This is a genomic window from Azospirillum sp. B4 (assembly GCF_000333275.1).
Lineage (GTDB): Bacteria > Pseudomonadota > Alphaproteobacteria > Azospirillales > Azospirillaceae > Nitrospirillum.
The window spans coordinates 1-3,756 of the sequence record NZ_BACU01000459.1; the positions used below are offsets into that span (position 1 = coordinate 1).

At 64.5% G+C, this 3,756-nt stretch carries 4 protein-coding genes and 1 riboswitch; of the genes, 3 read left to right on the forward strand and 1 reads right to left on the reverse strand.

Annotation, left to right across the window (positions count from 1 at the left end; genetic code table 11):
- Nucleotides 1-30: 30 nt before the first annotated feature.
- The 3 genes from I55_RS19975 (at nt 31) to I55_RS19985 (ending at nt 1,999) form a co-directional block, all read left to right on the forward strand.
- On the forward strand, nt 31-888 hold the full coding sequence (locus I55_RS19975) for a ParB/RepB/Spo0J family partition protein (protein WP_083901276.1): 858 nt from the start codon (nt 31-33) through the stop codon (nt 886-888).
- A 127-nt stretch (nt 889-1,015) separates the two neighbouring features.
- The gene (locus I55_RS19980; protein ID WP_044562344.1) at nt 1,016-1,714 is read left to right on the forward strand and encodes a hypothetical protein; all 699 of its coding nucleotides are present in this window, start codon (nt 1,016-1,018) and stop codon (nt 1,712-1,714) included.
- Nucleotides 1,715-1,753: 39 nt separating this feature from the next.
- Nucleotides 1,754-1,999: a hypothetical protein gene (locus tag I55_RS19985; protein WP_044562345.1), complete on the forward strand. Its 246-nt coding sequence runs from the start codon at nt 1,754-1,756 to the stop codon at nt 1,997-1,999.
- A gap of 11 nt (nt 2,000-2,010) precedes the next feature.
- Here I55_RS19985 and I55_RS19990 read toward each other — a convergent pair whose 3' ends face one another.
- On the reverse strand, nt 2,011-3,399 hold the full coding sequence (locus I55_RS19990; RefSeq protein ID WP_044562346.1) for a voltage-gated chloride channel family protein: 1,389 nt from the start codon (nt 3,397-3,399) through the stop codon (nt 2,011-2,013).
- A 74-nt stretch (nt 3,400-3,473) separates the two neighbouring features.
- Nucleotides 3,474-3,556: riboswitch (Fluoride riboswitch) on the reverse strand.
- Between the last annotated feature and the right edge of the window lie 200 nt (nt 3,557-3,756).

The window sequence follows — 3,756 nt, forward strand, 5'->3', positions numbered from 1 at the left end:
TGCTTGAGGCGGATGGAGAGGACGTCGCCCATGTCGCGTAAACTGGCCCGCAGCAATCCCGCCCTGGCGGCGACGGCGGCCAGCCTGTTGCCCGCCACGGCCAAGCCGCTGAACAAGCTGTACGGCACGTCGGAGGATTTTCCGGAACTGGTGGAACTGGACCTGGACCAGGTGTTCCCCAACCCCGACCAGCCCCGCCGCCATTTCGATGAGGCGGCGCTGAAGGAACTGGCGGACAGCATCGCCGCCCAGGGGTTGATCCAGCCCATCGTCGTGCGCAAACGGTCGGAGGGCGGCTACATGATCGCCGCCGGCGAGCGTCGCTGGCGCGCCCATCGCCTGCTGGGCAAGGCCACCATCTTTGCCATCGTGACCCAGGGCGGGGTCGATGAGATCGCGCTGATCGAGAACCTGCAGCGCCAGGATCTGGACACGCTGGAGGTGGCCTGGGGACTGTCGCGGCTGGGGGAAGCCCACCGTTATACCCAGGATCAGCTTGCCGGGGCCGTGGGCCTCAGCAAATCGGAGGTGTCACGCTTGCTGGCCCTGGTGCGCCTGCCAGACAGCATCCTGGCGGAATACCCCCAGTACCGCGACCAGGTGAGCAAGAGCCACCTCTTCATCCTGGCGGACGCCGAGGATGACGCCGCCCGGCATCGACTGTGGACCCTTATCAAGGCCGGCGCCACCATCAAGGCCCTGCGCGCCGCCAACAAGCCGGTTGAGCCCGCCGCCCCCGCCCCCAAAGCGGTTCCGGCCGCCTCCCGCCTGATTTCCCGCATGGAGCGGGACCTGGCGCAGGTGGTCCCCGGTCCCTCCGGCCTGGCGGCCAAGGATCGGGAGCGCCTGGTGAAGCTGCGCCAGCGGCTGGATGCCTTGTTGGGGTGACGTGACCCCCTGCGCCCGGGCTTTGGTGATACTCCTGACAGGCAGGCTGTTTTGATGCGACTTTTCCTGCTCAGGACGCGCTCCAGTTCCTTGGTGGAAAACGGGAATGTCTCGACGGAGGCGCGCGATGTTGTTGAATCAGCAGGATTTCCATAACAGCCTTGCCTCCTTGAATCTCAGCCCTGTCATGTGCATGGGTTTCGAGGAGGATGCCTATGGCGCCATCTACGGGCTTCTCAATTTTCGGTCCCTGAACATTGATGCGCGGCATGCCTGGGACGTCGCCATATCAAGGGCCGCGTTGGCCAATGCGGGCAGCACGGGTGGCTTCCATTCGCCGCAACAGGTCTTTTACAGCATGTTGCGGCAGACCCGCGCTGTGGCGTTTGGCAATGGACTGGACGACAAGAGCATCAATAACAGCGATAGTCTGGTTGCCTGTCCGTGGTGTCTGACGGACAAGGAGTTCGAGTATTGCTACGTCTACGTCAATGACAGCAAGGCGGTCAAAATTGAGCAGTTTGACCGCAGCTTCCTCTCGGACGACCAGAAAACCTATGCGGGTCTAGCCTTCTCCGGCGGGCAAATCCTGTTGGGCAAGATGCTCAGCAAATACGCCCCTGAGATGTTCGCGGCTGTGGAGACGACGGTCACGCGCCTCACAGTGGTGACCTTTGTCGCCAGCGTATTGTACACGCTTATACAGTTGGCTTTGGAAAAGAAGACGGCCCAGGAGATGAAGCGCATTTATGCGATCGATGCGCGGCGCCGGGAATATCTCAAGAGCGTCGGTCAGGGAACCTATCGGGGGCTGGTCGCGCCATAAGATCCGGTACTGGCGCATGCCGCTTAAGTAAGGTGGAAAATGGAACAGCTTTTCAAACCTGTCTTCAGTGTCGTCCGGCGTGTACCGGTGGCCGTGGAGGTTACTGTCGGCCTTATTCTGCTCCTCATCCCATTCTTCACCCACGACTATAGCAGCATAGTGATCTTCGCCATTTGGATTGCCCTGGATTGCGGAGCGAAGAAGCACTGGTTCCTGATGTGGCTTACATTTTTCACCGCTGCGGTTCTGGCGCTGGCGGTGAAGACGGGGTTGATCGGGCCGTAATGCTAAGGCCGCTAATTGCGACGTCGCAAACGGCGCTTCAGTACGATCCTGATCTGGCGACGCAGGGTCAGGGGAGCCGGGGCCGGAGACGCCTCCCGAGCCTGTCGTAACGTGCCCCCGGCAGGTAAGGATGGCGCCAATGGCACCTTGGGCACGCCGATGCGCTGGGACAGATAGATGCCGGAATGGCCGCTGAAGGTATAGGCGACGAAGCAGGCGACGGCGATATAGGGGGTGTGGGTGGCGCCGAACAGCTCTATCCCCATCAGGGTGCAGGCCAACGGGGTGTTGGCCGCCGCCGCGAACAGGCCGACGAAGCCCAGGCCGGCCAGCAGATCGGTGGGAGCGTCGAGTATGCCGGCCAGCGCATGGCCCAGGGCGGCGCCAATGAAGAACAGCGGCGTGACCTCACCACCCTTGAAGCCCGTGGCCAGCGTGGTGATGGTGAACAGCGCCTTCCATAGCCAGCTGAGGGGATGATAAGGCGCGCCCTTGAACAAGCCGGGCAGGGTGACCCCGCCAGGATCGGCCGACCACACGCCCAGGCCCAGATAGTCGCGGGTGCCCAGGATGTGGACGAAGGCGATGAGCAGCAGTCCGCCCAGCACCGGGCGCAGCAGGGGCTGGGGGCAGACACGGCGCAACAGGGCCGTGGCGCCATGGGAGGCCTCGGAGAAGGCCAAGCCGCCCAGGCCGAAGATCACGGCGGCCAGCGTCACCTTGGCCAGCAGCAGGCCCTGCAGGTGAAAGCCCGCATCCCCATCGGCGATGGCATAGGATGTGTGCGCGATGCCCCAGGCGTGGCAGGTCCAATCCCCGACCAGGGCGGCGATCAGGCAGGGCAGCAGGGCCTCATAGCGCACTTGGCCCAGGCTCAACACTTCCAGGGCGAAAACCGCGCCGGCGATGGGCGTGCCGAACACGGCGCCGAAGCCGGCGGCCACACCGGCCATCAGCACCAGGCGGGTGTCGGCGGGGGATAGGCGTGCCCAGCGGGTGAAGCCGCTGGCCAGGCTGCCGCCCAATTGCACCGCCGTGCCTTCCCGGCCGGCGGATCCCCCGAACAGGTGGGTGATGATGGTCGTCACCAGGATCAGGGGCGCCATCCGCAACGGCACGCCGGCGCCCGGCTCGTGGATCTGGTCCACGATCAGGTTGTTGCCGCCGTCGGCCCGCCCGCCGAAGCGGCCATAGATCCAGACGATGGCGATGCCGGCCAGCGGCAAGGCGTAGAGCAGGTCCGGATGGTCGAAGCGCGCTTGGGTGGCGCGGTCCAGACCCCAGAGGAACATGGCGCAGGCGCTGCCGATGACGGCGGCAAGGGGGGCGGTCAGGCAAAGCCATTTCAGGAGCGCGCGCGTCTGCGCGGCCCAGGACGCCAACAGGCGGCGGGGGATCATGAGCGGAACCCGGAACTAATGGGGGGATGGGGCAGGGACACTGAAGACAGACTCCGACCGTCAGGTGGCGAACACCGATGGTAGGAATCATCAGCCCCGGGGAAGGGGCGGTTCGGCCCTGGAAAGAGCCCGGCAGAAATCCATTGCCGGAACCAGCTATTACGGCCCCGGCGGCGTCCTGTCAACGCCCCGCGCTCGGGGCCGGCTCCGCCAACGCGGCGCGCTGACTTATAGCCAGCGGTCGAGTAACCGATTCGCTGGGCTGTCACCTCAGAAAAGAAAACTAAATGGGACTTAACTTGCGCCTTTGGGCCGACTCGGGAACGATCGTCCGCACGCGTGTCACAGGCTGCGGAT